Origin of the sequence: Streptomyces sp. ISL-66, assembly GCF_018614135.1 — a bacterium.
GTDB lineage: Bacteria > Actinomycetota > Actinomycetes > Streptomycetales > Streptomycetaceae > Streptomyces.
In genome coordinates, this window is the sequence record NZ_JAGGOW010000166.1 from 1 (window position 1) to 26,362 (window position 26,362).

The window sequence follows — 26,362 nt, forward strand, 5'->3', positions numbered from 1 at the left end:
CGCGGGGCCGCGCCCGCGGCGGGGGCGCCGGCCGCCTTCGAGGCCGCGAGCGGCATCACGATCCGGGGCGGGCGCGAGTCGTCGGTGCCGGAGCCGCCGAGCACCTCGGTCAGCACCCACCCGGCCAGGCAGGCCGGAGCGAGCGCGGCGACCGTGACGGCCAGGGTGGACCGCCGGACGTACCAGGGCCGGTCCGGGCTCTCCGAGGAGGCGGATTCGGGGGGCGGGGGGCTGTCTTCGTTGCGCACCCGGCGATGCTAGACCGGGGGTCGGTCGCATGTACGGACCCTGAGCCATTCGGGGGCGCGGTGCGCTTATATGCGGGGCTGGGGTCGGGGGCCGGGGGCCGGAGCCGGGCCCGCGTGTGTCCGGCCGGGCGGCCGGTGATCCGCCCGCGTGCGCGGGCGGTCGGGATCCGCGCGGGCACGGGCGGCCGGGATCCGCGTGCGCGGGCACGGGCGGCCGGTGCGCCGGACGGGGCCGGGGCCGGATGGCGTCGGGTCAGATGCCCGGGCCCGTGCGGCGCAGGACGCGCAGGGAGTCGGTCACCGAGACCTCCTCGAAGGCGCCCGAGGCCAGGGCGCGGAGGTAGATCCGGTACGGGGCCTGGCCGCCGTCGGCCGGGTCGGGGAACACGTCGTGGATGACCAGGGTGCCGCGCTCGGCGACGTGCGGGGCCCAGCCCTCGTAGTCGCCGGTCGCGTGCTCGTCGGTGTGGCCGCCGTCGATGAAGACCAGGCCGAGCGGGCCGCCCCAGGCGGCGGCGACCTGCGGGGAGCGGCCGACGATCGCGATGACGTGGTCCTCCAGGCCGGCCCGGTGCAGGGTGCGGCGGAAGGTGGGCAGGGTGTCCATCAGCCCGATCTCCGGATCGACCGTGGACGGGTCGTGGTACTCCCAGCCGGGCTGCTGCTCCTCGCTGCCGCGGTGGTGGTCGACGGTGATGGCGCCGACCCCGGCCTCGCGGGCGGCGTCGGCGAGCAGGATGGTGGAGCGGCCGCAGTAGGTGCCGACCTCCAGGAGCGGCAGCCCGAGCGAAGCGGCGGCGGCGGCCGCCTCGTACAGGGCGAGCCCTTCCCCTACGGGCATGAACCCCTTGGCGGCCTCGAAGGCGGCGAGTGTCTCCGGCTTGGGGCTGGCCATGGTGTTCCTCCTGGGGGTGGGTGCGTCGGCGCCGTGCGTCGGCCGCCCATGCTGCCTTACCCGCTGGTAGGGCGCCATGCCCGGGGTCCGTGCCGCTGCCGCACGGGGCCGGACCCGTACACCGGCGGCCGCTGTCAGTGGCGGGGTGCAGGATCGGAGGACCGGATCTTCGAAAAGGAATTTCGAAGGGGAACGAGGGATCACCGTGGCGATCACGAACGAGCAGGTGGCGGGGCGGGTGTTCCTCCGGCAGCTGTATTGCGACGACTACTTCCCCGACGCCGTCCTCGACAAGGGCCGGGAGATCCTGCTGCGGCTCTGCGAGCGGATCGAGGCGGAGCGGCCGGCGGACCTCGCCGCGCTGTACGTGCTGACGGCGGCGGCGACCGTGGAATTCAACCTGCTGGAGGCGGAGTTCGAGGCCGCGGGGAGCGGGATCGAGACGGTCGGGCGCGAGGAGATAGCCGAGGACTTCTGGTTCGTGGCCTCGGCGTACGGGTTCGCGGACGCGGACGTGGAGGAGCTGATCGCCCCCCGCGAGTGGTGAGGCGGTGAAGCGGTGAGTCGGAGACGCAGGGACGCAGGCACGCAGGCACGCGGAGACGAAAGAACGTCGGCCTCCAGGACCACGAGAAGGTCCTGGAGGCCGGCGTCACGCGGGCCGGGCGGTCCCCGGCGTCAGCCGAAGGACTTGATGCCGCGCCAGTCCACCGCGAGCACCGTCTTGACGGCGGGGTTCGTGTTGGTGGTGGACGGGTAGTACAGCTTCATGTTGCCGGTGTCGGCGTAGCGGACCCACAGGTCTGGGATCCGGTCTCCGCTGACGTCCGGGATGGCGACGATCGCCGAGATGTTCGCCGTCGTCCAGTTCGTCCCGTAGGCGGTGTCGGCGCCCTCGCGCGAGTTGGCCGCGAGCTTCAGCGAGTCGATGTCGACGCTGCCCGCGACGGGTCCGGGCTTGCCGTGGCGCAGGTAGAGGGTGCCGGAGTCCAGGCTGCGCCACAGCAGGTCGGGCGTGTTGTCGAGGTCGATGTCGGCGATGTTGACGATCTCACGGGGACCCCAGGCGGAGCCCTCCATCAGCGTCGCGGTCTGGAAGGTGGCTCCGGAGTAGCCGGAGAGCAGCCAGAACTGGGTGCCGACCTTTACGGTGACGTCGGTCAGCTTGTCGCCGGTGACGTCGCCGATCGCCTTCATCGACTCCCAGGTGCCCGGGGCAGGGGTGTTGGACGGGAGGCGGATCGCGAGCCGCTCGTCCACGTTGAAGGTGCCGTAGCCGTCGCCCGGGTACAGGTAGAACGTGCCGTCCGGGTCCACGGCGAACAGGTCGGTGGACCCGTCGCCGGGGTAGACGTCCGCGTAGTGGGAGATCAGCGCGGCCTTGGTGCCGTTCCACCACGGTGCCTTCGGCGCGAGAACGGGCTTGCCGTCCGGGCCCATGGTGTAGGAGCCGGTCAGGCCGCCGTACAGCTCGCCGCCCGGGCTGCCCGGGTAGGAGAAGAAGTTGCCGTTGGCGTCGATGATCATCAGGTCGGCGATGCCGTCGCCGCCGACGTCACCCGGGCCGTCGGCGGAGTCGCGCGGCGGAACGTACGTGGCGTAGTCGGTGCGGGCGCTCACGTTGCCGAGCGAGTCCAGCGCGAAGATGTGCAGCCAGTTCGGGCCGGCGTGCGGGGGCTTGAGCGCGGGGACGGTGAAGGAGCCGTCGACCGCGTTGACGTCGACGTAGACGCCCTCCCAGCCGTAGCGGAACTTCGCGGCGCCTTCGGAGGTGAAGGTCAGGGGACCGGTCTCGCCGAACTTCACGTTCGCCCACGTGGCGCCGTCGGCCGTGGCCCGCTTGAACGGCGTGGTCGTCTCGTCGACGGTCGGCGGCGGGGGCGCGGAGCCGTCGACGGTGATCCGGCAGGGCTCCGTGCCCGGCGGGAAGACCGACGAGGTGGCACCGACGGCGTCCTGCGCCATGGCGTCCCAGGAGTACGTGGCCTTGTCCTCGAGCGGGAAGGTGGCCGGGATCGTCAGCGACACGGTGCCGCCGCCCGCGGGGGCGGAGACGAAGGTGCCGGCCGGGACGGTGCCGCCGGTCTTCCAGAAGCGGAAGCGCACCTTGGACAGGTTGCCGTCGTCGTCCTTGGCCGTGGCCTTCAGGACGATGTTCGTCTTGCCGACCGTCACGCCGCCGCCCGGGCCGGGCACGCAGGCGCCGCCGGGGGTGGAGGTGCCGGCGGTCGGCTCGGAGGGCGGGCGGTTGTAGTCCACCACGAACGTGGCGGAGGTGGCAGCGAACTTGCGCCAGGTCTGCGTGTCCGACTCGCTGGTGGCGCGCATGCCGAAGGTGATGTTCGACCAGCCGTTGTCGGCACCCTTCTGGGCGGCCCCGAGCACACCGGAGTTGTCGAAGGCCTCGTACTCGTCGGGGCAGGACGTGGACCAGCCGTGCGCGAAGGACTTCTTCTGCAGCAGCGTCGACCACGAGGGCTGCGAGTTCCACGTGGTACCGGAGGAGATGGAGCCGGTCAGGTAGAACTGGAACTCGCGGGCGGTGCAGGACCAGGAGTGGTTGTTCCGCACCTTGAAGGTCGCGCTGGTGACCTTGGCGCCCTTCATCTTCGGGTCGAAGCCCATCCGCCAGAACGAACGGCCCAGACCGCCGGTGTCCGACTCGTAGCCCACGCGGGCGTCGGAGGTGCCGGAGGAGAAGTTGGTGCCGTTGTAGAAGCTGGAGTTCGGGTACGGGCGGTACGCCGTCGTCCACGCCTGCCAGCCCGCGTTCATGGTCGGGTCGACGAAGACCGGGTACTTCACGTTCGCGTCGGCGAGGAGGCCCGTGCCGGCGACGTCCAGCGCGATGCGCGCGGTGCCGGTCTTGTCGCCCTCCAGGGCGATGGGGAGCTGGGCGGACTTCGCGCCGGGCTCGATGCCGCTCAGACCGGACAGCTTCAGGACGTCCGCCGACGTGGCGGTCGCGGTGCGGGCGGCGGTGCCCTCGGGCAGCTCGGGGTCGCGGCCGCTGGAGTCCCAGGCGAAGGGGGTCGGTATGGAGCCGACTTCGGCGCCGTCCTTGTCGAGGACCGCCACGCGGTTGCCCTCGGCGTCGTGCTGGAACGTGGCGGTCGCCGAACGCAGCCCGTAGCCGACCTCGGCGAGCGCCTTGTTCTGGGCGGCCTGCGGGGTCTTCACGATGAGGACCTGGGCGAAGCCGCCCTCCTCGCGGGCCACGAGCAGCAGGTCCACGCCCGGCAGCACCTCGGAGTAGAGGGCGCGCGGGCCGTCGAGCACCGGCTCGGGCAGGGCGCCCGGCCAGGTGTAGGCGATGGTGTGACCGCCGAACTCGACCTCGGCGAGCAGCGATTCACCGGGCACCTCGGCCCGGGCGAAGGAGCGGTCCGCGCGCGGCTTCTGGGCGTCGCCGCTCGCGAAGCGCACCGGCAGGGCCGCGTTCACGGGCGCGACGCCGAGCCCGCGCGGGGCCTTGTCGGAACGCTTGAGCTTGTTGTCGAGCGGGGCCCACCGGCCTTCCGCGTTCTTGGCCCGCTGCGCGAGGGCGTGGGTCTCGGAGCGCAGTTGGCCGTCGGGCAGCGCCCAGGTCAGCGAGGTCGCCGTGGTGGCGGTGTCGATGAGTACCTGCTTGCCGCTGCGAACGGCCTCGTCCACCGCGGTGGCTTCGTCCTTCGGGCCGGTGGACGCCTGCCGGGCGTTGCCGGCCTCGCCGCCGGCCGTCGCAGGAGCGGAATCGGGCTGCCACCAGGTCAAGAGGGCAGCTGTGAGGGAGGCCAGCAAGAGGCCGATGGTCAAAGACAGCCGCGTGCGCGTGCGCACGAAGGGGCTGAGATAGGGCGACGCGGGCACGGCGGTCTACTCCCGTGGGAACCAGACGGATTGAGGACAGCACAACCAGCCCCTGACGGCAGGCCGCGGGGCAGAGAGCTGAGACACGATCACACAGTCCTCACGATGCGTCTATAAATGAGAATTTTATAAGACCGTTACTCTGCACGGGGTTTGCCTTGACCAGCCGTCACCGGCGCCCGCTTTGTGGTCCTTTGGTGCGTCTTGAGGGCCGTGGATGTCTGGATTGGCGGATGTTCCCGGTTGGTGCGTGCTGGTCCCCGTTCACGGCGAACTGGGTGTGAGTCACTTCACTTCACGCGCGCGGAACCGAAAGCAAACGTTCTTGCTCCCCGCGCGACCGATGACGGAGAGTACGCACGCACGCGCCTGAGCCAGGCGTGTGCCTTTTGGTGTTTCCGCACCTCACTGTTATCTGAATGTCAGGGTGGGAGTCGACACGCATGCGTGCTTCAGGTCCTCTGTCATGGCTGGGGCGGGGACGCCTAGCCGTGACGGAGTCACAACGACGGCGCCGGCGGCGAAGCCGCACGGCGACCGTCCTTTTGCTGTCCTCGATACTGACGGTGATGAGCCTCGGCGGGGAGGCGCTCGCCATCCCGGGGGCGGGCATGGACCGCGACGGGTCGACCACGACGGTCGACCTCCCGGACCTGCCGAAGACGACCGAGCTCGACGGGGACGGCGGTGCGCAGAAGGCGCTGACCACGGCACCCGAGGTGCCGGTCGACCCCTATGACCCGAAGGCCACCGCCGCGTGGGCCGCGGGCACGGGCAACGCGACGCTGTCGGCGGCCACCCAGCCGGGCGCCACCGTCCCGGTCACCAACGGCCTGCCGATCGCCCTCGGTGTCCCCGACGGCGCCGACCCGGCCACCGTCGCGGGTGACTGGAAGGTCGAGCTCGCCTCGCCGGCCACCTCGCAGGACGCGGGTGTCTCCGGCCTGGTCATGAAGGTGACCCCGCCGACCACGGTCGACCCGGCCGCCGAGGTCTCCCTCAGCGTCGACACGACCGGCTTCGCCGACCTCTACGGGCCGCAGGCCGCCGACCGCTTCGGCCTGGTGCTGCTGCCCGAGTGCGTCTACTCCTCCCCGACCGCGGGCGAGTGCGCCGACGACGGCGGCATCCAGACCATGTCGCTCAAGGCCGGCTCGGACAAGGTCGAGCGCCTGAGCTCCACCGTGCAGACGGTGCCGGCGAAGGACGCGCCGACCAAGACCACGGCGGCCAAGGAGTCCCCCACCCGCAAGGTCCTCACCGGCACCCTGCCGGTCGGACGCCTGCTCGGCGGCGGCTCGACCTCGACCTCCGCCAAGCCGGTCAACGCCTCGCTGCGCGAAGGCGTCCAGCCCGTCGCCAACGCCACCGGCGGATCGGCGATCGGCATGCTCGACACCGGCTCCTCGGTGCAGGGCGACTTCACGGCCTCCCCGCTGCTGTCCTCCGGTGGCTGGTCCGCCGGTTCCTCCTCCGGCGCCTTCACCTACGGCTACCAGGTGCAGACCCCGGAGACCGCCGGCGGCCTGATGCCGAAGGTCAACCTGGCCTACTCCTCGCAGTCGGTCGACGGCCGCACCTCCTCGACCAACAACCAGGCCTCGTGGATCGGTGACGGCTGGGACTACAACGCGGGCTCCATCACCCGCACGTACACCAACTGCCGCCAGGACTCGAAGAAGGCCGGCTCCAACAACGCCACGCACCGCACCGCGGACCTGTGCTGGGGCTCGGACAACGCCACCCTCTCCCTCGGCGGCATGACCACCGAGCTGGTGTGGGACGCGGCCAAGGGCACGTGGTTCACGTCCAACGGCGACGGCTCGAAGGTCGAGCGCCTCACCGGCCAGGCCACGGGCAACGGCGCGAAGGACGGCGAGTACTGGGTCGTCACCACCAAGGACGGCACCCGCTACCACTTCGGCCTGAACAGGCTGCCCGGCTGGTCCGACCACGGCTCCGCCGCCGACGACCCGACCACGGACTCCGTCCTCACGGTCCCGGTCTACGGCAACCACCCGGGCGAGGACTGCTACAAGGCGGGCGACTGGGCCAACTCCTACTGCACGCAGGGCTGGCGCTGGAGCCTCGACTACGTCGAGGACATCCACAACAACGCCATGTCGCTGTGGTGGAAGAAGGACCAGAACTACTACGCCCGCAACTTCAACTTCAAGGCGCCCGTCGTCTACGACCGCGACGGATACCTGTCGCACATCGACTACGGCCAGCGCCGGGACAGCATCTTCAGCACCACGGCCCCCGCCCGCATCGGCTTCGCCGTCGCCGAGCGCTGCTACACCGTCGGCAACGTCGCCTGCACCGAGGACAACTTCAAGTCGAAGGACCCCGGCCAGTACCGACCCTGGTTCGACACCCCGGCCGACCTGCGCTGCGAGTCCGGCAAGAAGTGCTGGAACGCCGGTCCGACCTTCTGGACCCGCAAGCGCCTCGACAAGATCACGACCTCGGCCCAGCGCCGTACCGACACCACCGCCCGCCAGGTCGTGGACGTCTACCAGCTGAAGCAGAGCTTCGCCGAGCTGAAGACCGGCCCCAACACGGCCCTGTGGCTGGAGTCCATCCAGCGCACCGGCTACGCCCGCAACGGCTCCACCGACGCCAGCGTGGCACTGAACCCGGTCCGGTTCGAGTCGAATACCGAGGACATGCCGAACCGCGTCCTCGCGGTCAACCCGCAGCGCCCGGGCTTCTCCCGGCTGCGCATCGCGCGCGTGATCAACGAGTACGGCGGCGAGACCGTCGTCACGTACAAGCCGATCGAGGGCTCCTGCCTCACCGGCCCGCTGCCCGGCAAGACCGACACGGCGGCGCTGAAGTCGAACGACCGCCTGTGCTACCCGTCGTTCTGGAACCCGGACCCCGAGGTCGAGGACATCGACTGGTTCCACAAGTACGTGGTCCAGTCCATCGAAGAGCTCCCGAACGTCGACGGCGCGTACGCGACGAAGACGGCCTACGCCTACAAGAACCCGGCCTGGAAGCTCGCCGACACCGAGTTCACCAAGAAGTCGACGCGCACGTACTCGCAGTTCGCGGGTGCCGAGCAGACCACCGTCATCACCGGCAGCGAAGACCCGGCCACCGGCAGCAAGCAGTCCAAGGCCGTCACCCGCTACTTCCGCGGCATGGGCGACAGCGTCCCGGTCAAGGACGTCCACGGCAACGTCGTCAAGGCGTCGGACGGCTCGACCGTCTACGACCGCCAGGCCTTCGCCGGGCGCGTCTCCGAGGAGCTCAGCTACAGCACCGCGACCGACGCCGACACCGACTGGCTGTCGCGGAGCATCACGATCCCCGCGGCCACGGAGCTGGCCAGCCGGAACCGCGACGACGGCCTGGAACCGCTGAAAGCCTGGCGGGTCACGGAGCCGGAGGAGATCGCGTACACGAAGTCCTCGGGCACGAACGCGGACGATCCCCGTACGCTGCGCGAGGTCCGGACGAAGACCACGTACGACCCGGCCAGCGGCCTGCCGACCCTGGTGGAGTCCCTCGGCGACGTGGACAAGCCGGGTGACGAGTCCTGCACCAAGTCGGAGTACCTCAGCCACGCCGGCAAGAACATCATCGGACTGACCAAGCAGGTCATGAGCTCGCCGACGCTCTGCGCGAACGCGAACTTCGCCGACCTCACGACGCTCACCACGGCCACCCGTACCGCCTTCGACAACACGGCGTACGGCACGGCGCTCGCCGACAACACGCGCGGCCTGGCCACCGAGACCTGGACGCTCAAGGGCGACGGCACCGGCTTCCAGAGCGGCGGCACGACCGGCTTCGACGCCATCGGCCGCGTGGTCCGCCAGACGAACCCGGACGGCAAGTTCGGCACGATCGCCTACGACCCGCCGACGGGCCAGGTCTTCAAGGTCACCCAGACCAACCCTGCGGGGCACACCCAGGTCCTGGAGCTCGAGCCGGGCCGTGCGACCACGCTGAAGACCACGGACGCCAACGGCAACGTGAGCGAGGCCAAGTTCGACCCGCTGGGCCGGCTGGCCGAGGCGTGGGCTCCCGGCCGCACTCCGTCGGCTTCCTCGGTGCCGGACTTCCGGGCCGAGTACACGATCCCCGCGGAGCAGGTCGACCCGAACGACGCGACGCTCAAGATCCGCAAGCCCCCGTACGTCACCAGCTACTCGCGCGGCTACGGGAACCGGATCGAGACCTCGGTGACGCTCTACGACGGCCTCGGCCGTGAGCGTCAGTCGATGGAGGAGGCGGACAACAACGCCGGCTTCCTCGTCACGGACACGCTGTACAACGGCTCGGGCGAGGTGTGGCAGACCAACAACGCCTACCTGACCAAGGACGCGAAGCCGGGCGAGCTGTTCACCCCGCTCGCGGACAGCGCGATCCCCAACATCACCCGCTACACCTACGACGGCCTCGGCCGCGTGGTGCAGGAAACCCCGTACATGAAGTACGTGGACCCCATCTCCAAGGCGACCTCCTCCAAGGCGTACCCGGAGCGGGCCATCCGCTACGAGTACGGCCAGGACTGGTCGAAGGTCATCAACCCGCAGGGCGACTCCTCCTACCGCGTCTTCACCGACGCGACGGGCCGCACGACGCGCACCGACACCTTCAACCCCGCCGCCCCCGGCGGCTACACGTCGACGCGCTACGAGTACGACGCCCTCGGCCAGGTCAAGAAGGCGACCGCCTCGGCCGATCCGACGCACCCGTGGTCCTGGACGTACGACCACAACGGCCGGCCGCTGACGTCGACCGACCCGGACACCGGCACGACCTCCACCCAGTACGACGACCAGGGACGGGTCCTCACCCTCACCAACGCCCGCGGCGTCAAGATCTGGAACGGCTACGACGAGCTGTCGCGGCCGAAGCAGCAGCGCCTGAACGACGCCAACGGCGCCCTGCTGTCGGAGTTCTCCTACGACACCGTCGCCGGCGGCAAGGGCATGCCCGCCACCGCCACGCGCTACACGGACGGCCTGGCGTACACCCAGAAGGTCAACGGCTACACGAAGGACTACCAGCCGACCTCGACCACGCTGTCCCTGCCCCAGTCGGTCGCCGACACGTGGGGCCTGAAGAAGGACTACAACTACAGCTACTCCTACTCGGACACGGGAGCGCTGGAGGACACCACCCTCCCGGAGATCGGCAAGTTCGCCGCCGAGAAGCTGGTCGTCCGCTACAACAAGGACGGCAAGCCGCTCTCCATCTCCGGCAAGGACTGGTACGGCTCGGAGACCGTCTACTCGCCGTACGGCCAGGCGCTCCGTTCGACCCTGGGCGCCCAGCCCTACCGCGTGTGGTCGCAGAACTCGTACGACGAGGGCACCGGTGAGCTCAAGGACCAGTCGGTCTACCGCGAGCAGAACACCGCCAGCCTCGTGGGCGGCAACCTGGTCTCGAACCGGGCGTACACCTACGACGCGGCCGGCAACGTCACCGCGATCCAGGAGAAGTCCGTCGGGATCGAGGAGCGCCAGTGCTTCGCGTACGACCCGATGGGCCAGCTGAAGTCGGCCTGGACCTCCAAGGACCAGACGGGCTGCACCGCCCCGAAGAACGGTGACGGCAGCCTCAACGTCGCCGCCGGCAAGGACAACTCCGGCTACTGGCAGGAGTACGAGTACGACCTCCTCGGCAACCGCACCAAGCTGACCGAGAAGGACCTCGGCGGTGACGCCGCCAAGGACGCCACCAGCGAGTACGCGTACGGCAAGGGCGCCGCCAAGGACCAGCCGCACACGCTGGCCAAGGTGACGAAGAAGTACACCACCCCGGCCGGTGCGCAGGTGACCTCCGAGGCGGAGCGCCTGTACGAGCTGACCGGTGAGACCAAGTCGGTCACCTCGGCGCAGAACGGCGACAAGCAGGAGCTGACCTGGACCCCTGACGGCCAGGTCGAGCGGATCACGGGCCAGGGCTCGGGCGGCAAGACCCCGTACGTGGGTCTCGGCCAGAAGTGCTTCGACCTCAAGTCGGGTCTCGCGAGCCCCGGCAACGCTCTCCAGCTGTACACGTGCAACGGCACCGTGGCGCAGTCGTGGCACTTCGACCCGGTACCGGGGCAGGCCGACGCGAACCTCGGCAGCCTCGAGGTCTACGACACCTGGTGCGTCCAGCCGACCGCGAACACGGCGGGCTCCGCCGCCCAGCTGCAGAAGTGCAACGGCTCCGCCGCGCAGCAGCTGAAGCGCAACACCTCGGGTCAGCTGACCCACGTCGCCTCCGGCCTGTGCCTCGCGGTGCAGGGCGCGGCGATCGTCGATTCGACGCCGATCGTCCTGGCCGCCTGTGTAGCCGGGCAGGCCGCCCAGCAGTGGCTGCCGCAGAACGACACCCGTCACATCTACGGTCCCGACGGCGGCCGCCTGCTGACCATCCAGGGCAAGCAGGCGACCCTCAACCTGGGCGACGCCCGGGTCACCGTCCAGCAGGGCGGCGTCCTGGTCCGTACGGAGCGCACCTACTCGGCGCCGGGCGGTGCCGTGATGCGCTACGCCAACGCCAACGGCGGTGAGGCGCTGGTCGCGCAGACCGGCGACCACCAGGACAGTTCGTACACGGAGGTCGGCCTCTACAGCGGCATGCCGGTCCGGGTCCGCAAGCAGGATCCGTTCGGCAACCAGCGGGGCGCCGACACCGCGGGCCAGAACTTCCAGGGCCACAGCGGGTTCACGGGTCAGACGAGGGACGACGCCTCCGGCTTCCAGCCGCTGGGCGCCCGGCTCTACGACCCGGTCGTCGGACGCTTCCTGTCCGCCGACCCGCTCCTGGACCTGAACGACCCGCTCCAGACCAACGGGTACGCGTACGCGCACAACAACCCGGTGTCGTACTCCGACCCGACGGGTCTGGCGATCAGCCTGTCCGCTTCCGAGCGGGCCGCGGCCCTCGCGGGCGCGGGCCTGTCGGCGGCGCAGGTCGCCCAGGCCGAGGCGATGCAGGGCAAGTCCCTCACCTCCGTCATCCTCGCCGTGGCGTGGGAGACGCTGAAGGACTTCATCGGCATCAACGACGCCATGGCCTGCTTCGGCGGTGACATGTGGTCCTGCGGCAGCATCATCCTGGACGCCATTCCGTGGGCGAAGCTCGGCAAGATCCCGTCCGTGCTGAGGGCGATCAACCGCACCATCGACGCCATCCAGGCGTTCAAGGCGGCCAAGAAGGCCGCCGAGATCGTGCTCAAGGCGGCCAAGGCCGCCGAAGAGGCAGCCTTGAGGGCCAAGAAGGCCGCCATCGAGAAGGCCAAGAAGGAAGCCGCGCAACGGGCCAAGAAGAAGGCGGCCGAAGAAGCCAAGAGAAAGGCGGACGCGGCAGCCGCGGCGAAGAGAAAGACGGGCAACGCCACCCAGAAGAAGGCCCAGGCCAAGGCGGCCCCGAAGGCCTCCTCGCACGCGGGCAAGGGCGGCGGCAAGGGCGGCGGGAGCAAGGCCTCCAGCAGCAAGCCCGGCGGAAGCTCCGGCGGTTCCTCCCGCGGTAAGGGCGGAACCAGCGGAAGCGGTGGCTCCGGCAAGGCCGAGAACAGCGGCTCCTGCCCGGTCAACAACAGCTTCGTCCCCGGCACCAAGGTGCTGATGGGCGACGGCTCCACCAAGCCGATCGAGCAGGTCAAGGTTGGCGACAAGGTCGTCGCGACCGACCCGAAGACGGGTCTGAACCGGATCGAGACGGTCACCGCCGAGATCAAGGGCCAGGGCCTCAAGCACCTCGTCACCCTCACCGTCGACACCGACGGCACGGCGGGGACGAAGACCGCTGAGATCACGGCGACCGACGGCCACCCCTTCTGGGTGCCCGAGGTCGGCAAGTGGGTCGACGCCACCGACCTGGCACCGGGGCAGTGGCTGCGGACCAGCGCCGGCAGCCATGTCCAGCTCAGCTCGGTCGAGCGCTGGACGGCACAGGACAGCACCGTCTACAACCTGACGGTCTCCGACGCCCACACGTACTACGTGGAGGCGGCGGGTGCCTCGGCCCTCGTCCACAACTGCGGCACCAGCCGGGACAACCAGGGCGACGGCCAGACGCCCGAGAACCCGGCCTTCGCCGACGACCCCTACGGCGAGGCCGCGCAGGCCCAGCGCACTGCCGACTGGAACGCGCACTTCGCCAACTACCGGGAGCTGTCGAGGGACCTCGACAGGCTCGCCCGGTACGTCGCGGACAACCCCGGTGCACGGCAGCGCATGAACCCCGGTCCTGACCACTTCGGCAACTACGGAAGCGTGCGGGGCTGGGCGAACTGGGAGGGCTCTCCCATCTACGACGGCACGAACATCGGTTTCCCGGAAAACAACCAGTTGCGCGTCATGCGCAATCTGCAGACCGGCGAAATAGCCTGGTTCCCGATCAAGAGGAACGGGGAGCACGACTACAACCGGCCGACGCTTCACCATTACGCGCGTCGCCGCTGAGGTCCACTGGTGACACGCTGAACTGGGCGGGCTGTCCGAAAGGGCAGCCCGCCCGCTTTTTTGGGCAGCAACGAATTTTTGGCAGCAACGAAAGGAAACGGCAGGCATGGACATCGCACAGGAGGCGCTGGACAAGCTGTCCGCCGCCGGATTCGCCTTCCGCGGGGTCATGGACACGCGCGGCGACCTGCCGCCCGTCAACGTGGCGAGCTTCGTGTCGAACCTCGGGCCGGAGAGCGGCCGGCGGGGTTTCCTCCTCGCCCACGGGGAGGAGGATCTCGGCACGCGTTTCAACCAGGAGTGGGAGCGGCTGGCCCGGGACCGCGGGCTGTTCTCCACGGGCGCCGACGGGCGCCCCGAATTCCTCGTCGGCGTCGACATCGCGCAGGACGACTCCGGCGAGTCGGAGCTCCAGTCCTGGCGCTGGGTCCGGGTGGCGCTCGCCGACCACTGGGACATCGCGGGAGCCGGGTGCGAGAACCGGATCCTGGGGGCGGGGGCGAACAACCCCGCCTTCATCATGATGTCGCCCGACGCCGACGTCCTCGTGCAGGGCGGCTACTGGCAGGACGGCATCGGAGCGACCGCCGTGTCGGAGCCGAACCGCTTCCGGGAACTGCGCGACCACGCCCGCCGCATCGCCTTCGAATTCGACTGGCTGGAGCCGGAAGTGCGCCAGTGGGCCGAGCGCTGGCTCGCGCAGGTGACCGGGGAAGAGGCGTAGCCGCGGATCCCCGTCACCGGGGCACGTCGCATTCGAACCACACCGTCTTTCCGGTGGGATCCGGATCCGTGCCCCAGCGGTCGGTGACGGCCTCGACCAGCAGCAGGCCGCGCCCGCCCTCGGAGAGCCCGTCGCCGTCCCGCGCCGCCACCCGTGGTGGCGCGGGACAGCCGTCCGCCACCTCGACGCGCAGCCCTTGCGGCTGCCGCAGGATGAGCACCACGCAGCCGCGATCGGGTACGTGGCGCACGACGTTGGTGACGAGCTCGGTCAGGGCGAGCTCCGCGGCCTCGGCGAGCGCGTCCAGCTCCCAGCGGGTCAGGAACAGCCGCAGGACGCGGCGCATGTGGCGGGCGGAGTGGTCACCGACGGTGAAGCCCATGCGGTAGCTGACGTCAACTTCATCCGGCGCGTAGCCAGTTGTGAGATTCATGACACCAGGCTGGAGTGGGATGGTTACGCTCGGCTATGGACCGAAACGAACCCGGCACGGCGTGTACTTGGGGGTGACCGCTCCATGGTCAACATCCGCGATCTCGATCCCAGCGCATCCCCGCTGGACTACTACGGCTCGGAGCTCCGCCGCCTGCGGGAGGAGGCCGGGCTGAAACAGGGACAGCTGGGGGCCATCGTCTTCTGCGCGGCCTCGCTGATCGGGCAGATCGAAACGGCCAGGAAGGTGCCCACCCGGGACTTCTCGGAACGGGTCGACGCCGCGCTGGGTACGGGCGGGGTGTTCTCCCGGCTGGTGGGGTTGGTGCTGCGCAGCCAGCTGCCTACGTGGTTCCAGGCGTACGCGGAGATGGAGGCGCGGGCGACGTACATCTCCACCTTCCAGGCGCAGCTGGTCTACGGGCTGCTGCAGACCCCGGACTACGCGCGGGCGGTGCTCGGCGTCCGGAAGGAGGGGAACCTCGATGCGAGGGTAGCCGCCCGGATGGAGCGGCAGCGGATCCTGGAGCGTGAGCATCCGCCGCTGATGTGGGTGGTGCTGAGTGAGGCGGTCCTGCACCAGGAGATCGGCGGCCGGGAGGTCATGCGAAACCAACTCGCCCACCTGTTGGAGCTGCGGAGCCGGGAGTGGGTGAAGGTGCAGATTCTGCCCTTCGAGGCCGGTGCCCATGCCGGACTGCCGGGCTCGTTCACCGTCCTACGGTTCGAGGACGACCCGGACCTCATCTACACCGAAGACTTCGTCCAGGGTCATATGACCGCCAATCCGCAGGCGCTCAGGGAGGGTTCGCTCCGTTACGATCACTTGCAGGCCGCCGCCCTTTCCGTGGAGGACTCGGCGGCACGGATCGCCCGTGTGATGGAGGAACGCTATGGAGATCATCCAGGACCTGACGGGCGCGCTGTGGCGTAAGTCTTCGTACAGCTCCGACACCGGCGGCGAGTGCGTCGAGTGCGCCCCACTCGGCACCGCCGCCTGGCGCAAGGCCTCGTACAGCGGTGACACCGGTGGCGAGTGCGTCGAGGTCGCCGCCCAGCCCTGCCGGATCGCCGTCCGGGACTCCAAGGTCCCCGACGGCCCCGCCTTCACCGTCACCCCCGCCACCTTCGCCACCTTCGTGCGCGGTCTCTGACCTCACCCGATCCGCATCCGACATCCGCGCGTGCGGGGTGCGTCGGCCGGACGGCCTACACCTGGATCGCGGCCTTCCATCGGCCGCCCTAGATTTCGGCGGAGATGCGGGCTTTCGCCCGCTCTTCGCCGAAAGGTCTGCCCGGATGACTCGCCGTTGGTTCACATCCGCCCTGTGCGCGGTCCTGCTCCTCGCACCCGGGTCGCTCACCGCGGCCTCGGCCGCCCAGCCCCCCGCCACGCTGCGGGTGCTGACCCGCAACCTCTACCTGGGCGCCGACCTCGCGCCCGTCCTCGCCGCCACCACCCCGCAGGCGCTCGTCGGCGCCGTGACCACGGTGTACGCGAACGTCCAGGCGACGAACTTCCCCGAGCGCGCCGACGCGCTGGCCGACGAGATCGCCGACAGCGACCCGCACCTGGTGGGTCTTCAGGAAGCCGTGCTGTGGCGCAGTCAGACTCCCGCCGGACCGGGACCCGCCACCCACGTCGAGTACGACTTCGTGAAGATCCTTCTCGACAGGCTCTCCGCCCGCGGCAAGCACTACGAGGCGGTCTCCACCGTCACCGTCGGCAGCGACTTCGAGGCCCCGCGCATCATGCCCGGAGGTGGATTGCAGGACATCCGCCTCACCGACCGTGACGTGATGCTGGCCCGCACGGACCTGCCCGCGCGCGACTTCTCCGTGGCCGACCCGCGAGGGGCCGTGTTCCAGAGCCACGTGGAAATCTGCGTCCCGGCCACCGGCTGCCCGGGCACGGCCGGCCCCCTCCTGGTCGAGCGCGGCTGGGTCTCCGTCGACGCCACCCTGCGCGGCCGTACCGCCCGCGTGGTCAACACCCACCTGGAGCCCGCTTCTCCTCCCGTCCGGCTCCAGCAGGCCGGGGAACTGCTCGCCGGGCCGCTGAACACCACGCTCCCCGCCGTCCTGCTCGGCGACCTCAACTCGCCCCCCGGCAGCCCGCCCTACGACGCCCTCCTGGCCGGCGGCTTCACCGACGCCTGGACCGCCACCCGCCCCCGCGACCCGGGCTTCACCTGCTGCCAGGACGCCGACCTGCGCAACCCCACCTCCAAGCTCACCCAGCGCATCGACCACGTCCTCTTCCGCGGAGAGGTCACCGCCCTGACGGCCAACCGGGTGGGCGCCAGTCAGGCCGACCGCACCCCCTCGGGCCTGTGGCCCTCCGACCACGCCGGCGTGAGGAGCGTCCTCAAGCTGCGCTGAGGGACCGCGGAGAGTAGGAACACGTTTCAGTTCTGACCTTCCGTCAGAATGGAACGTGTTCTACTCTGCCGCGCATGGGCATCGGAATCACACAGGAACAGCGGGAGTTGGCCGAGGCCGTCCGCGGCTGGGTCGCGCGGGCCGTGCCGCCCGAGGAGGTGCGCAAACTCCTCGACACCCCACCCCGGACGGGCGCCCGCCCGGCCTACTGGGACGGGCTCGTCTCCTCCGGGCTGCTGGAACCGCATCTGGACGGCGGGACCCTGCTCGACCTCGCCGTCGCCGTCGAGGAGGCCGCCCGGGCCGCGCTGCCCGGGGCGTACCTGCCGAGCGCGCTGGCCTCCGTACTCCTGGACCGGGCCGGGGCCGGGCCCCTCGACGGGCGGACCGCGGCCGTCGCCCTGGGGCCCGGGGACCTGACCGCCGTGGCCGTGGAGGGCGGGTACCTGCTCGACGGGACCGCGCCGCCCGTGCTCGGCGCGGGCGAGGCCGACCTCGTGCTGCTCGCCGCCGAGACCGCGCACGGCACCCGCTGGTTCGCCGTCGACGCCGTCGCGCTCGACATCCGCACCCACGAGAGCGCCGACCCGACCCGGCCCACCGCCGAGGTCCGGGCCCGCGGGGTCACCGCCGGGCCCGGCGGGCTGCTGGAGCTCGACGCCGCACTCGTACGGGACCTCGCCTGCGTGCTCTTCGCCGCCGACGCCTGCGGCACCGCGGCCTGGGCCCTGCACACCGCCGCCGAGTACGCGAAGGTCCGCGAACAGTTCGGGCGGCCCATCGGGCAGTTCCAGGGCGTCAAGCACCTGTGCGCCGACATGCTGGTGCGCCTGGAGCAGGCGCGGGCACTGGCCTGGGACGCCGCCCAGGCGACGCGGGAGCCGGCCGAAGTGCGCTCGCTGGTGGCCGCCCTGGCCGCCGGGACCGCGCTGGACGCCGCCTACTCGTGCGCCAAGGACTGCATCCAGGTGCTCGGCGGGATCGGCTTCACCTGGGAGCACGACGCCCACATCTACCTGCGCCGGGCCCTCGTCGCACGGCAGCTGCTCGGACCGGGCGACGGACACCGGGTACGGGCCGTGCGGCTCGCGGCGGCCGGCGCGCGCCGGGAGCTGCGGCTGGACCTGCCCGTGCGGGCCGAGACGCACCGCGCGAAGGCCCGTACCGCCATCGAGGACGCCAAGGGCCTCGACCCGGCCGCCGCCCGCCGCGTCCTCGCGCCCACCGGGTACGCGGCCCCGTACCTGCCGCCGCCGTACGGACTCGGGGCCGGGCCCCTCGAACAGCTCGTCGTGCAACAGGAGCTCAAGGCCGCCGGCGTCAAGCTCGCCGACCTCGGGATCGCCACCTGGGTCGTGCCCTCGCTGCTGGCCCACGGGACCCCCGAGCAGCAGGAGCGTCACCTGCTGCCGACGCTGCGCGGAGACGTCACCTGGTGCCAGCTCTTCTCCGAGCCGGGGGCGGGATCGGACCTCGCCTCGCTGCGGACGAAGGCGGAGCGGACGGCGTCGCGGGACGGCGCCGAGGGCTGGCTCGTCAACGGGCAGAAGGTGTGGACGAGTTCCGCGCACAGCGCCGACTACGGGATCCTGCTGGCCCGGACCGACCCGGACGCGCCCAAGCACAAGGGGCTCGGCTACTTCATCGTGGACATGAAGACCCCCGGGATCGACATCCGGCCGCTCAAGGAGATCACCGGCGAGGCCCTCTTCAACGAGGTCTACTTCGACGACGTCCGGCTGCCCGCGGACGCGCTGGTCGGCGCGGCCGACGGAGGATGGAAGGTCGCGCGCAACACCCTCGGCAACGAGCGCGTGCACATGGCCGACCAGATGACCTTCGACACCGGACTCGAAGCCCTGCTGGCCCGCTCCGCGGACCTCGAAGGCGGCTACCGGGTCCGGATCGGCGCCCTCGCCGCCGAAGCCCACGCGCTGGCCTGCATCGGGCTGCGCACCACCCTCCAGCAGGTGTCCGGTCTGGAGCCGGGCGCGGGCGCGTCGGTGCGCAAGCTCGTACAGACCCCGCACCAGCAGCGGACCGCGGAGCTCGCCCTCGAACTGCTGGGCCCGGCGGGCGCGGTGAACGAGGCGGAGGGCGGGCGGGCGGTCCACGGGATGCTCATGTCCCGCTGCCTGACCATCGCCGGGGGCACCACGCAGGTCCAGCTCAATGTCGTCGCCGAGCGCATTCTCGGCCTTCCCAGGGACTGACCGAAGGGGCTTTTGATCCAGATGAAGTCGTACATCGTGGGCGTCGGCATGACGAAGTTCGAGAAGCCGGAGTCTCGGGACTGGCAGTACTGGGACATGGCGAAGGAGGCCGGGTCAGCGGCGCTGGCGGACGCGGGCGTGGAGTACGGGCTGGTCGAGCAGGTGCCGGTGGGCTACTGCTTCCAGGCCTCCACGGCGGGGCAGCGGGCGGCGTACGAGCTGGGCCTGAGCGGGGTCCCCGTCTACAACGTCAACAACAACTGCGCCACGGGCTCCACGGCGCTGATGATGGCGCGGCAGTTCGTGGAGGGCGGACTCAACGACTGCGTGCTCGCGCTCGGCTTCGAGAAGATGAAGAAGGGCGCGCTGGGAGGCGGTTCGGACGGCGGCGACTTCAAGACCTCGCCGGTCGCCCGCCACTACGGGATCATGGCCGCCGGGCACGGCTTCGAGATGTCGCCGCCGACCGCGCAGATCTTCGGCAACGCGGCCCGCGAGCACATGAAGCGGTACGGGACCACGGCCGCGCAGCTGGCGGCGGTCGGCGCGAAGAACCACCGCCACTCGGCGAACAACCCGAACGCGCAGTTCCAGGACGTGCACACGGTCGAGGAGATCCTGGCGGCGAAGACGATCCACGAGCCGCTGACGAAGCTCCAGTGCTCGCCGACGTCCGACGGCGCGGCGGCGGCGGTGGTGGTCTCGGAACGCTTCGTGGAGCGGCACGGGCTGGGGGACCGGGCGGTGGAGATCGTCGCGCAGTCGATGACGACGGACACGGAGGCGTCCTTCTCGTCGGGCACCTGCATCGACGCGGTGGGCAAACCGATGACCGCGGCGGCGGGGCGGCAGGTCTTCGAGGCGTCGGGCCTGGGCATCGGGGACGTGGACGTGATCGAACTGCACGACTGCTTCTCGATCAACGAGCTGCTGACGTACGAGGCGCTGGGCATGTGCGAGGACGGCGGGGCCGGGGCGCTGGTGGAGAGCGGCGCGACGACGTACGGCGGCCGGTGGGTGGTCAACCCCTCCGGGGGCCTGATCTCGAAGGGCCACCCGCTGGGTGCGACGGGGCTGGCGCAGGCGGCGGAGCTGGTCTGGCAGCTGCGCGGCGAAGCGGGCCCGCGGCAGGTCCCCGGGGCGCGGACCGCCCTCGCCCACAACATAGGCCTGGGCGGCGCGGCGGTCGTCACCCTCCTCCGCCGCTAGTGCCCCGGTCGCAGCACCAGCACCAGCACCGACATCAGCACCGGCATCAGCACCAGCTACGGGCCCGCCAGGGCGGGGTCGATCACGATCTCGCCCCGCGAGGCCCGTCGGATGGAGTCCGCCAGGTCCTCGACCGGACCGTCCCGCAGGACCAGGCCCGCCGCGCCGGCGGCAAGAACCGCCCCTGCGAGATCACCCCGCGCGGACCCCGCCAGGACCAGGACCCGGCACTCCGGATCCTCCGCGAGGAGGACGGGTACGAGCTCCACGGAGTCCGTCAGTGCCACCGCCGGCCGCGCGAACGCGTCCGGTACCACCTCGATGTCCGGCTGGAGTCGGAGCAGGACCGCCAGGGCCGGGTTCGGCGGGGCCAAAAGCACCCGCAGGGACCGGGTCACACGCTGGGCAACGGGCATTTCGTCCACCCGTGAAGGGTAGGGGCGCGATGCCCCCACCGACACCGCAACACGCTCCGGGAGCGAGCCAACGCGCGCTTGGAGGAGACGATCTGACGTGACGTCAGGAGTCTTCCCAACTGCTGGGACGTGCGTTATACATTCCTTCACCGGATACCTAGAACGCGTTCTAGAGACCCCGGTCCCGCATACGACCTCGGTGCGGCCGACGGTGCGGACGGCCGCGCCGAGGTCTTCCACGAACAAGGAGCAGCATCCTCATGCCGATCGATGCCGCCAAGGCCCTCGCCGCCGAACCCCGCACGGGGGAAATCAGCTGGGACCACAAGGACATCCAGCTCTACCACCTCGGACTCGGCGCGGGCATCCCCGCCACCGACCCCGACGAGCTGCGCTACACCCTGGAGTCCAGGCTCCACGTGCTCCCCAGCTTCGCGACCGTCGCCGGCGCCGGCATGGCCATGATGGGCGGCCTCGCAGCCCCCGGCATCGAGGTCAACCTCGCCGCCGTCCTGCACGGCGGCCAGTCCATCGAGCTGCACCGGCCCATCCCCGTCAAGGGGCGGGCCCACTCCACCGCCAAGGTCGCCGCCGTCTACGACAAGGGCAAGGCGGCCGTGATCGTCCTGCGCACCGAGGTCGCCGACGCCGACGGGCCGCTGTGGACCTCGGACGCGCAGATCTTCGTACGCGGTGAAGGCGGCTTCGGCGGCGACCGCGGCCCCTCCGTCAACACGGAACTGCCCGACCGCGAGCCCGACCGGATCGAGGAGCGCCGGATCCGCGAGGAGCAGGCGCTCCTGTACCGCCTCTCCGGCGACTGGAACCCGCTGCACGCGGACCCCGACTTCGCCAAGACGGCCGGCTTCGACCAGCCGATCCTGCACGGCCTGTGCTCGTACGGGATGACCCTCAAGGCCGTCGTCGACACCGTGCTGGGCGGGGACGTCTCCCGGGTCCGCGCCTACCGCACGCGCTTCGCCGGGATCGTCTTTCCGGGCGAGACGCTGCGCATCCGGATGTGGGAAGAGCCCGGCCGCGTACGGGTCACGGTGAGCGCCGCCGACCGGGACGACGCACCGGTCCTCGCCGACACCGTCGTCGAACACGCGTAATCCGCCGGAGACGGTCAGGCAGTCCAGCAGGCGGGCAGACCAGCAGTCAGGCAATCAGGCAGACAGGCAGACAGAAGGAGCCGCCCCGTGCGCGCAGCACTGCAGAGCGAGATAGGCCAGGACAAGCTCGAAGTCGTCGACGACATGGAGGCCGTGGGCTTCGGCCCCGGCAAGGTCAAGATCCGCGTCAAGGCCACCGGCCTGTGCCACTCCGACCTTTCCGCCATGAGCGGCGTGCTGCCGCAGCCCGCCCCCTTCATCCCGGGCCACGAGGGCTCCGGCGTCATCACGGACGTGGGCGACGGGGTCACCAGCCACAAGATCGGAGACCGGGTCCTGGTCTGCTGGCTGCCGCCCTGCGGACACTGTCCCTCCTGCAAGCGCGGCCAGGGCCACCTCTGCCTGGAGGCCTTCGGCAACGTCGTCACCCCCAACTTCCAGCGGGGCGCCAGCAGCATCTTCGGCTTCGCGGGCACCGGCACCTTCGCCGAGGAGATGGTGGTCCCGGCGGGCTGCGCCGTACCGATCCCCGACGACGTGCCCTTCGACATCGCCGCCCTCATCGGCTGCGGCGTGACCACGGGCCTCGGCGCGGCCATCAACACCGCCAAGGTGGAGGCCGGCTCCTCCGTCGCCGTCATCGGCTGCGGCGGCGTCGGCATCTCCGTCATCCAGGGCGCCAAGGTGCAGGGCGCGGCGCAGATCATCGCCGTCGACCCGGTCGCGTCCCGGCGCGAGGCGGCGCTGCGCTTCGGTGCCACCGAGGCGGTCTCCCCGGAGGCCTTCGCCGACGCCAAGAACCGGATCACCGCGGGCGAGGGCTTCGACTACGTCTTCGAGGTCGTCGGGAAGTCCCAGACCACGCAGACGGCGTACGAGATGACCCGCCGCGGCGGTTCCGTCGTCGTGGTCGGCGCGGGCGCGCTCGACGACAACTACTCGATCAACATGTTCTCCCTGTTCTTCGACGAGAAGAAGATCCTGCCGTCGATGTACGGCGGCGGCGACGTGCTCCGCTCCTACGAACGCACCATCGCGCTGTGGCGGGCCGGCCGGGTGGACCTGGCGGGCCTGATCACGCACCGGGTGCAGCTCGCCGAGATCAACGACGCGCTCGACCAGATGCGTACGGGCACCGCCCTGCGCACCTGCATCGAACTCTGACCCGTTTCGAGAGGAACCGTACGGATGTCACTGCCACTTGAGGGACTCTCCGCCATCGTCACCGGCGCCGGCCGCGGCCTCGGCCGGTCCGAGGCGATCGAACTCGCCCGGCTCGGCGCGAGCGTGGTCGTCAACGACTTCGGGCAGCCCGGCCGCGACGGCTCCGGCGAGGCCTCGGCCGCCCCGGCGGAGGAGGTCGCCGCGGAGATCCGGGCCGCGGGTGGGCGGGCGGTGGCGCACCTCGGTGACGTGGCCGACTTCGAGCAGGCGCGCGAGCTGGTGGAGCTGGCGGTGAACAGCTTCGGCAAGCTCGACATCCTGGTCAACAACGCGGGCATCCTGCGGGACCGGATGGTCTTCTCGATGTCGGAGGCGGAGTGGGACTCGGTCATCCGGGTCCACCTCAAGGGCCACTTCAACACCACCCACTTCGCCTCCGCGCACTGGCGCGAGCGGTCGAAGGCGGCGGGCGGCCCGGTCTACGGCCGGATCATCAACACCTCCTCCGAGGCCTTCCTCGGCGGCTCGGCCGGACAGCCGAACTATGCGGCGGCCAAGGGCGGCATCGTGGGCCTGACCACCTCGACCGCCCTGGCGCTGGGCAAGTACGGGGTCACGGCCAACGCCATCTGCCCGCGCGCCCGCACCCGGATGACCGAGGACGTCTTCGCGGGCTTCCAGGTCCCGGAGGAGGGCAAGCTCGACGCCCTCGCCCCCGAGCACGTCTCCCCGCTGGTCGGCTACCTGGCCTCGCCGGCCTCGGCCAAGGCCAACGGGCAGCTGTTCGTCGTCCACGGCGGGATCGTGGTCGTCATGGAACGGCCGAAGGTGGCGGCGAAGTTCGACACCACCAAGGAGTCCTTCTCCTACGAGGAGCTCGACGGGCTCCTCACCCCGCACTACGACTCCCGCCCGGCGAACGAGACGTTCGCGGCGGCGGAGGTCCTCGGACTCAAGCACGACGGCGGCTGAGCGCGGCCGCTGCCGCCCTATGTCCGTCCGGCTCCCCTTCCCTTCCGCTTCCGGGGGCCGGCCCCCGGACCCCTGCGCCTCAATCGCCGGCGGGGCTGGATTTGGCCTGGCTCCGCGCCTCGGGTGCGGGTGCGTTCCCGGGGGCCGGCCCCCGGACCCCCGCGCCTCAAACGTCGGCGGGGCTTGAAATGGGGCCGGTCGAGGCTGGGACTGGGTCGGGGGAGCCGGAAATGCGATCGGCCTGGGCTGGGGTGGGTCGGGGGAGCTGGAGATGCGGTCGGCCTGGGGTGGGATTGGGTTGGCGGGGCTGGAAATGAGGCCGGTCGAGGGTGGGGTTGGGCCAGTGGGGTTGGAAGGGGCGGTGCCGTGTCTGGTGGGCGGGTTTGGTGCCGGGGGGAGACGTAGGTGGGTGGTGTTTAGCCCAGCGGGGCCTGTTGGAGGGGGACCGGGCGGGTTGGTGGGGGTGGGGCGGGGGACAGGCGGATCGGTGGGGGTGGGGCTACCGGGAGGTTCATGCCGAGGATGCCGCACGGGACTTCGGGTGTCGCGTACGGGAGGTGCAGGCGGCCCTCGGCGGTCCACAGGCCCGTGCCGCCGAGCCAGCCGGCCGGGGCGCCGATGTGGAAGACGTGGCGGTCGACGGGGCGCCACAGGGCGAGCCCGGTGACGCTGCCGCCGTAGCCCTCGCCGGCTTCGTCCACCCGCAGCGCGACCCCGCAGCTCTCCGGCATCAGGGCCTGGCCCGGCTGCACGGCGAACGGCGTGGCCGTGGCGCCGACGGCCCGCAGGCATTCGGGGAACCGCACCGGGCGGGCGCTGCCGAGGACGCCCCAGCCGAGCCGGAGTTCACCCGGCGCGTCCGAGCGGATCAGCAGCAGACCGCTGTCGGGGTCGGCCAGCAGCAGCCGGTCGTCGCTTCCCTCGGCGATCTGGAGCAGCGGGGAGACCTCGCCGCCGCGCTCCAGATCGACCGCCACCGCCTTGGTCACGGGCCCGCCGGGGCCGTCCAGTTCGCGGTCCAGCGCCAGCAGTCGGCCCGTCCGGTCCAGCCAGACCCCGCCGGAGCAGCGTCCCGGGACGCGGGCGACCCGCTCCGGCCCGAAGGGGGTCCCGGCGACCTGCCACACCGTGGTCGTGGCGGCGCCCACGGCCAGGGCGAAGGCCCCGCGCCCGTCGGGGGACGGCGGCAGCAGGGTGACCCGTACGCCGTCCGGGCCGCCCTCCTCGTCCTGCGGACAGACCGCTCCGAGCTCCAGCTCCCCGGTCCGGGGGCCGCCGCCCGCCCGGCCGCCGCCGCTGCCGCCCGTCGGGTACAGCAGCGCGAACGCGTGCCGCTCCGCCACCCGCCGGTGGATCAGCACCCGCCCGTCGGCCAGCGGCAGCACCTCGCTGTCCGCCTCCTCGGGCTGCCCGAGCGGCAGCGGTACCGCGTACGGTTCGGGCCCGGTCAGCGTCCAGCGCTCCGGGTAGCGGGCCTCGCCGTCCCCGGCCAGCCGGGCGGCGTAGGAGCCGTCCGCGGCGATGGTGAACGGGGCCGTCTTCGTCGTCTCGATGGCACAGACAGTCATCTAGGTCGCCTCCGGTGAGGAAGTTAGTGATCGCCTCGGCCGCCGGACACGGTGACCAGGCGCGCTTCACACGTACGGGTGGCCGGGTGGCGGTTTGCCTGTGGGAAAGCCGGTGATTGTGCTGTGCGATATCGGGGCGTTTGGGGTGAGCCAGTGATGAGGCACCCCTAACCCCCTTTTCGGCCTTTGCCCGCTCCCCACCCCGGGAGGTGCCCCATGTCCCTCCGCCGCCGCCCCGTCGCCGCCGCCGTTTCACCCTCGCCGCAGCCGCAGCCGCAGCCGCAGCCGCAGTCCTCCTCCCTCACCGCTGCGGCGGCCGGGCCGGGCAAGGAGGCCGGGGGGCCGGAGGACCGGAGGACCGGAAAGAAGACGGCGGCCCAGGGCGGCGAGGACTTCTCCGACGAGGCGGAGAAGCCGGCGGCCTTCGGCGCCACGGCTCCCGCGCTCCCGCGCTCCCGCGCTCCCGCGCTCCCGCGCTCCCGCGCTCCCGCGCTCCCGCGCCATGGGCTCCACCGGGCTCAAGGCGGCCCCCAGCGCGTCGTCGGCCCCGCCGTCGGCGAACCGGACAACGTCACTCGCCGTCCTGCGGTTCCGGCCCCGGCCGTCCTGCGGCTCTGGCCCCGGCCGTCCCCCGCTCTGGCCCCGGCCGTCCTGCGGTTCCGGCCCTGGCCGTCCTGCGGTTCCGGCCCTGGCCGTCCCCCGCTCGGGCCCCCGCCGTCCCGCGGCCCTGGCCCCCGCCGTCCCGCGGCCCTGGC

At 71.2% G+C, this 26,362-nt stretch carries 16 protein-coding genes and 2 pseudogenes; 12 read left to right on the forward strand and 6 right to left on the reverse strand.

The genetic code is table 11. The annotated features are described in order from the left end of the window. Both J7E97_RS29410 and J7E97_RS29415 read right to left on the reverse strand, forming a co-directional pair. Positions 1-248: pseudogene (locus J7E97_RS29410) on the reverse strand (N-acetylmuramoyl-L-alanine amidase); the annotation flags it as partial. A 253-nt stretch (positions 249-501) separates the two neighbouring features. Further along, positions 502-1,143, reverse strand: coding sequence for a class I SAM-dependent methyltransferase (locus J7E97_RS29415; protein WP_215033635.1), 642 nt, complete (start codon positions 1,141-1,143; stop codon positions 502-504). 205 nt (positions 1,144-1,348) lie between these two features. Here J7E97_RS29415 and J7E97_RS29420 point away from each other — a divergent pair, with 205 nt between their 5' ends. Beyond that, complete coding sequence (locus J7E97_RS29420) at positions 1,349-1,690, forward strand: DUF5713 family protein (protein WP_215033637.1); 342 nt, start codon at positions 1,349-1,351, stop codon at positions 1,688-1,690. 131 nt (positions 1,691-1,821) lie between these two features. On the opposite strand, the gene J7E97_RS29425 is transcribed toward J7E97_RS29420, so the two are convergent. Further along, a complete protein-coding gene (locus J7E97_RS29425; RefSeq protein WP_215033639.1) occupies positions 1,822-4,992 on the reverse strand; it encodes a hypothetical protein in 3,171 nt (1,056 codons plus the stop codon). Between the two features lie 569 nt (positions 4,993-5,561). On the opposite strand from J7E97_RS29425, the gene J7E97_RS29430 reads away from it, so the two are divergent. Both J7E97_RS29430 and J7E97_RS29435 read left to right on the forward strand, forming a co-directional pair. Further along, complete coding sequence (locus tag J7E97_RS29430) at positions 5,562-13,412, forward strand: ricin-type beta-trefoil lectin domain protein (protein WP_251055349.1); 7,851 nt, start codon at positions 5,562-5,564, stop codon at positions 13,410-13,412. 106 nt (positions 13,413-13,518) lie between these two features. Beyond that, a complete protein-coding gene (locus J7E97_RS29435; protein ID WP_215033643.1) occupies positions 13,519-14,136 on the forward strand; it encodes a hypothetical protein in 618 nt (205 codons plus the stop codon). A gap of 13 nt (positions 14,137-14,149) precedes the next feature. Here the strand turns inward: J7E97_RS29435 and J7E97_RS29440 are convergent, their stop codons facing one another. Beyond that, on the reverse strand, positions 14,150-14,569 hold the full coding sequence (locus J7E97_RS29440; protein WP_251055350.1) for an ATP-binding protein: 420 nt from the start codon (positions 14,567-14,569) through the stop codon (positions 14,150-14,152). An 84-nt stretch (positions 14,570-14,653) separates the two neighbouring features. Between J7E97_RS29440 and J7E97_RS29445 the strand changes: the two genes are divergently transcribed. The 5 genes from J7E97_RS29445 to J7E97_RS29465 all read left to right on the forward strand — a co-directional run bounded on the left by J7E97_RS29445 (position 14,654) and on the right by J7E97_RS29465 (position 20,372). Next, the gene (locus J7E97_RS29445) at positions 14,654-15,502 is read left to right on the forward strand and encodes a helix-turn-helix transcriptional regulator (RefSeq protein WP_215033645.1); all 849 of its coding nucleotides are present in this window, start codon (positions 14,654-14,656) and stop codon (positions 15,500-15,502) included. Continuing rightward, on the forward strand, positions 15,462-15,722 hold the full coding sequence (locus tag J7E97_RS29450; protein WP_215033647.1) for a DUF397 domain-containing protein: 261 nt from the start codon (positions 15,462-15,464) through the stop codon (positions 15,720-15,722). Before J7E97_RS29445 ends, J7E97_RS29450 begins: the two co-directional genes overlap by 41 nt. Before the next feature lie 145 nt (positions 15,723-15,867). Further along, a complete protein-coding gene (locus tag J7E97_RS29455) occupies positions 15,868-16,950 on the forward strand; it encodes an endonuclease/exonuclease/phosphatase family protein (RefSeq protein WP_215033649.1) in 1,083 nt (360 codons plus the stop codon). A 74-nt stretch (positions 16,951-17,024) separates the two neighbouring features. Continuing rightward, the gene (locus J7E97_RS29460; protein ID WP_215033651.1) at positions 17,025-19,163 is read left to right on the forward strand and encodes an acyl-CoA dehydrogenase; all 2,139 of its coding nucleotides are present in this window, start codon (positions 17,025-17,027) and stop codon (positions 19,161-19,163) included. A 21-nt stretch (positions 19,164-19,184) separates the two neighbouring features. After that, positions 19,185-20,372, forward strand: a complete 1,188-nt coding sequence (locus J7E97_RS29465) for a lipid-transfer protein (protein WP_215033653.1) — start codon at positions 19,185-19,187, stop codon at positions 20,370-20,372. A 56-nt stretch (positions 20,373-20,428) separates the two neighbouring features. Here the strand turns inward: J7E97_RS29465 and J7E97_RS29470 are convergent, their stop codons facing one another. After that, a complete protein-coding gene (locus J7E97_RS29470) occupies positions 20,429-20,788 on the reverse strand; it encodes a DNA-binding response regulator (RefSeq protein ID WP_251055353.1) in 360 nt (119 codons plus the stop codon). A 260-nt stretch (positions 20,789-21,048) separates the two neighbouring features. Between J7E97_RS29470 and J7E97_RS29475 the strand changes: the two genes are divergently transcribed. The 3 genes from J7E97_RS29475 to J7E97_RS29485 all read left to right on the forward strand — a co-directional run bounded on the left by J7E97_RS29475 (position 21,049) and on the right by J7E97_RS29485 (position 24,039). Beyond that, the gene (locus J7E97_RS29475; protein WP_215033657.1) at positions 21,049-21,903 is read left to right on the forward strand and encodes a MaoC/PaaZ C-terminal domain-containing protein; all 855 of its coding nucleotides are present in this window, start codon (positions 21,049-21,051) and stop codon (positions 21,901-21,903) included. Positions 21,904-21,990: 87 nt separating this feature from the next. Beyond that, positions 21,991-23,067, forward strand: coding sequence for a Zn-dependent alcohol dehydrogenase (locus J7E97_RS29480; protein ID WP_215033659.1), 1,077 nt, complete (start codon positions 21,991-21,993; stop codon positions 23,065-23,067). 24 nt (positions 23,068-23,091) lie between these two features. After that, the gene (locus J7E97_RS29485; protein WP_215033661.1) at positions 23,092-24,039 is read left to right on the forward strand and encodes a 3-oxoacyl-ACP reductase; all 948 of its coding nucleotides are present in this window, start codon (positions 23,092-23,094) and stop codon (positions 24,037-24,039) included. Between the two features lie 416 nt (positions 24,040-24,455). On the opposite strand, the gene J7E97_RS29490 is transcribed toward J7E97_RS29485, so the two are convergent. Next, positions 24,456-25,607: a hypothetical protein gene (locus tag J7E97_RS29490; protein WP_251055351.1), complete on the reverse strand. Its 1,152-nt coding sequence runs from the start codon at positions 25,605-25,607 to the stop codon at positions 24,456-24,458. Positions 25,608-25,823: 216 nt separating this feature from the next. Here J7E97_RS29490 and J7E97_RS29495 point away from each other — a divergent pair. Next, positions 25,824-26,362, forward strand: a pseudogene (locus tag J7E97_RS29495) (hypothetical protein); the annotation flags it as partial.